Raw genomic sequence first — 4,894 nt, forward strand, 5'->3', positions numbered from 1 at the left:
TCTTTAAGAGGTTCTACTTGGTATAGTACCTCAAATCCTCCTTGAAGATCCAGTCCAAGATTTACTTTTTCAGCATTAGATTTTGATGTTAACCCTATTGACGTAAGAATAATAACAACTAATGATAAGAAAGCAATAATTCTACTGAACTTTTTCTTCTCATTTCTTCTTCCTCTCATGAAAGTTCTCCTTTATTTTATTTTTCATTGTACAATTTATAGTAATCAAATATAAAATTATTTATATGTAAATCGCTATATAGGTAATTAATACGCTATCTTCTAATTTATCAAATTTTCGCTAAGTTATCAAGTATTTATTTAATTTTTTTATAATAATCTTCTACATATTTAATAACAGAAAAATCATTATTGTTTCCGATAACTTCATCACACATATTTTGAATTTCTTCTTTAGCATTATTTGGACAAACACTCCAGCCTGCTACATCAAACATTTCTTTGTCGTTAAAATTATCACCAAATACTACACAGTCTTCGATTGGAGAATTGTAATATTCAGCTAGTTTTTCAATTGCTGTTCCTTTATTACATCCTTTGGGCATAATGTCGAAGAAATCAGTCGCCGAGAATGTTCCATCTACTTCTAGAACTTCACTCACCTTGTTAAAGAAATCCACTACTTTATCATGATTTTTGGCAATCATCATAATTTTTTGACAATCTTCATTATTCTTTTTGATTTCACCTATAATGTCATCATGAATATACATTGGCGTTTTCAGTTCCTCTGGCATATCCGCTTCAAGTTTCTTCATTCTAGCCATACTAAATGACAAATGGTTACAATAAATATAATTTAATGTATACACGTGAAATTCTATCTCATCATCATTTAGTTCTTTAAACATGTTATAAATTTTTTCAATTTCTTCTATTTTAAAACTCTTTTGATAAACTATTTCACCTGTTGATAGATTTCTAATTAAACTTCCATTATTAGAAATAACTACATCGTTCATCCCTAAGTTGTAATAATAATGCTTAACCGCAATATCAGGTCTTCCCGTGGCAATTATGAATTTACTTCCTTTATCTTGCAGTTTTACTATCACATCTTTCGCATTTGGTGCAACTTCTTTTTTATCATTTAAAAAAGTTCCATCCATATCAGTAATAAACCATTTCATTAGTTATTTTTCTCCTTTGTGAAAACTAAAAATTTACTAATAACATAATTAGCAACAAGTACTACGAATTGAATAATAAATTTACTTAGATAGGCATTCATTCCTAAGTAAATGAATAATTCTACTCCAAATACTTCTATAACAAGCGTAGATAATCTAGCTGTAAAGAATTTACTAAGTTCATAAAATACCTTCTTAAATCCTACTGCCTTTGAATCAAATACGTACTTAGCATTAACAAAATATGCAAATAAAATCGATAATGTTATAGATATTAAATTCGCTGGTCTAACTTCCATCCCATAGTAATACAAAATAAAATATGTAACAACATTTACTAAAGTTGTACAAACTCCAAAGAATATGTAATTAACTATACTTTTGTATCTGGGTTCTTTGTAAAGATCCAGCATTTTCTTTATTAAATTTCTCATGCTATCCTCTTTATAATAAAATTTTGCCAACACTTAATTATATACCTATAAGGATTTTTTTTCAAATTTTTACATATAAAACTATCATAACTAAACAACATTTTTTGTTTAACTAATACATCGATATAATTTAAAAAATTAAAGAGCATCTCAAGAAATGATTGAGATACTCTTTTTATATTAAAGTTTACTAAACAGTTTTACTTCTGGATATTTATCGCTGAACCAGTTCATCGCGAAATCATTTTCGAATAAGAATACATAGTTATCATATAAATCTTTAACTAAGATACTTCTTGAACTTGACATATTCTCATTAATTGAATCTTCATTTTCAATCCAACGAGTAGTTTTTTGTCCGATACGTTCCATGATTACTTCTGTATTGTATTCATTTTTCATACGATGCTCGAATACTTCAAATTGCAGCTGACCTACTGCTCCTAAGATAATTTGGTTCGTATGTAATGTTTTATAGTATTGAATGGCTCCTTCTTGTACAAGTTGCTCAACACCTTTGTGGAAGTGTTTTTGTTTCAATACGTTTTTCGCAGAAACTTTTACGAAAATTTCCGGTGTAAACGAAGGAAGTGCTTCAAATTCAACTTTTTTATTTTGATAAAGTGTATCACCGATTTGATAGTTTCCACTATCGTAAAGACCTATAATATCCCCTGCATAAGCAACATCTACAGTAGCTTTATCATCTGCCATGAAGTTAGTTGAACGTGAAATTTTTAATTTTTTCCCAGTTCTTGCTAAGTTTACATCCATACCACGATTGAACTCACCTGAACACACTCGTAAGAATGCAATTCTGTCACGGTGTTTAGGGTCCATATTGGCTTGGATTTTGAAGATAAATCCTGAGAAGTCTTCACCTGTTGGTTGGATATCTTCTTCATTAACTCCATGACGACCTTTTGGTGTTGGTGCATTATCCACGTAATAGTTTAAGAAACTTTCTACTCCAAATGATGACAATGCTGATCCAAAGAATACTGGTGTTTGTTCCCCTTTTAATTGTTTATCATAGTCATAGTCAACACCTGCTTCTGTTATCAGAATCATGTCCTCTACACATTTTTGATACATAGTATCTTGAGCAAGCGGATTATCATCTACGATATTATACTCTTCATCTAATTCTACGAAGTCACTATCTTCTTTAAACGGTTCGATAAAATGATTTTTTCTATCCATTATACCGAAGAAGTTTTGCCCCATACCTACCGGTAGATTCATCGGATATGTTTCTATTTCTAATTTTTCTTCAATTTCAGCTAATAATTCTAATGGATCTTTAATTTCACGGTCAACTTTGTTAATGAATGTGAAGATTGGAATACCACGCATACGACATACTTTGAATAGTTTTAATGTCTGCGCCTCAATCCCTTTCGCTCCATCAATAACCATTACGGCACTATCTACTGCCATAAGAGTACGATATGTATCTTCTGAAAAGTCTTCGTGTCCTGGTGTATCTAGGATATTGATAATTTTATTATCATAATCAAGTTGCATTACTGATGAAGTTACCGAGATACCACGTTGTTTCTCAATATCCATCCAGTCACTTTTTGCATACTTACCTGTTTTCTTACCTTTTACTGTTCCTGCTTCACGAATAGCTCCACCAAATAATAGTAATTTCTCCGTTAATGTAGTTTTACCTGCATCGGGGTGAGAGATAATCGCAAATGTTCTTCTTTTTTCTACTTGTTCTCTAATTTTTTCTACCACGTTATTTTCCTTTCAATTTTTTATTTAATATTAAATTTCTTTTTCGCTTCTTCTACTGCAACGATTGGATCTGAGTGCCAAACTTTTTTACCACCTTGAAGAATTTCATAATCTTCACGTCCTTTTGATGCTAAAATTACCACATCTCCAGGTTCAGATAGTTCAATTATTCGTTTAACAGCATCTGTTCTAAACCATACTTTTTCATAATTTTTATGAGTCATACCTTTTTCGATAGATTCCATTAGTACTTCTACGTCCTCATCACGAGGGCTATCAGTTGTAATAACAACATAATCTGCTTCTGAGATAATTTCACCAATTAATGGTCCTTTAGAAATATCACGTCCACCACCCATTCCAGTTACAAGAAGAGTTCGTTTTCCTTTTCTCATCTCACGAGTTGCTTCTAATAATTTTTCATATCCATCTGGAGTATGTGCAAAGTCACTTATAATATCAATCGGTAGGTCATCTCCTAAGATTTCCATTCGACCGTATAGTGCTCCAAGTTTAGGTAAAATATCAACTAGCTGTTCAACACTATAACCTTTTATCCACACAGCAATAAGAGCTGCAAGGACATTACTTACCATGAAGTCTCCGATATAATTAGTAGTACATTCAAATGTTCCTTCAGGAGAGTTTAGTGTAAAACTTGTTTTATAAACTTTCCCCTCTTTATATTGCCTTATGTTATAAGCATAAAAGTCTGCATTTTCATCTTTTATCGAGTAATTTATTTCTTGTTGATATAAGCATTTTGAAATGATTTTATAGTAACTATCGTCTTTATTCAAGACACCATATTTTGCTTCTGATAAATTATTTCCTAATGTTGAAAATAATAAACTCTTATCATAGGCATATGTCTGCATATCTCCATGAAAATCTAAGTGTTCATGTGTTAGGTTCGTGAATATAGCAACATCGATATCTACGTTATAAATACGACCTAATGCCATAGCGTGTGATGATGCTTCGAAAGCAAGATTTTTAATATTATCTCGACGTAATTCACCTATCTGATTATGTAATGTTATTACATCAGGAGTAGTGTTACCGAAGTAAACAGGTTCTGCATCATTTTTCCCGAAACCATTCGTGCCTATATAGGCACTACTTTCTCCTAAGTTACGTAGCATATTATGAACTAATGTTGATATACTCGTCTTACCGTTTGTTCCAGTTACAGCAACAGTATGTACATCAGAACCTTCGTTAATTTTCTTAGCAATCATACTAGCAATTTTTTCAATTTCATGCTCTTTAATAACAATCACAGCACAGTTTTCTACATCGTAATTTTCATAACGACTCGCTATTACTAATGCCGCCCCTTGCTCTATTACCTTTTCTATATAATTATGACCATCTACCGTATATCCTTTTATAGCGACAAATACGTCGCCTTCACCTACTTTTCTAGAATCTTGAGATATATTGTTTACACTTTCTGGTAAATTTCCATAAATAGTTTTTACTTTTATATTATCAATAATATCTAATATATTCATACTATCTACCTTTTTCTTATTTTCTAACTACTAAATTATACCACGCA

At 31.2% G+C, this 4,894-nt stretch carries 5 protein-coding genes; all 5 read right to left on the reverse strand.

What is annotated here, in order from left to right; genetic code table 11:
- Window positions 1-179: hypothetical protein (locus RWN11_RS07155; RefSeq protein WP_314161061.1), on the reverse strand; the 179-nt coding region annotated here is incomplete at its 3' end.
- A gap of 137 nt (window positions 180-316) precedes the next feature.
- Entirely contained in the window at window positions 317-1,150 is an 834-nt protein-coding gene (locus tag RWN11_RS07160; protein WP_314161056.1) for a Cof-type HAD-IIB family hydrolase, read from the reverse strand.
- Window positions 1,150-1,584 carry a GtrA family protein gene (locus tag RWN11_RS07165; RefSeq protein ID WP_314161058.1) on the reverse strand — a complete coding sequence of 145 codons (435 nt, stop codon included), beginning with the start codon at window positions 1,582-1,584 and terminating at the stop codon, window positions 1,150-1,152. The genes RWN11_RS07160 and RWN11_RS07165 overlap by 1 nt, the downstream gene beginning before the upstream one ends.
- A gap of 180 nt (window positions 1,585-1,764) precedes the next feature.
- The gene (locus tag RWN11_RS07170) at window positions 1,765-3,330 is read right to left on the reverse strand and encodes a peptide chain release factor 3 (RefSeq protein WP_314161059.1); all 1,566 of its coding nucleotides are present in this window, start codon (window positions 3,328-3,330) and stop codon (window positions 1,765-1,767) included.
- Between the two features lie 20 nt (window positions 3,331-3,350).
- Window positions 3,351-4,847, reverse strand: coding sequence for a UDP-N-acetylmuramoyl-L-alanyl-D-glutamate--2,6-diaminopimelate ligase (locus RWN11_RS07175; RefSeq protein ID WP_314161060.1), 1,497 nt, complete (start codon window positions 4,845-4,847; stop codon window positions 3,351-3,353).
- Window positions 4,848-4,894: the final 47 nt, after the last annotated feature.

This window comes from uncultured Gemella sp., assembly GCF_963519265.1.
Classification (GTDB): domain Bacteria; phylum Bacillota; class Bacilli; order Staphylococcales; family Gemellaceae; genus Gemella.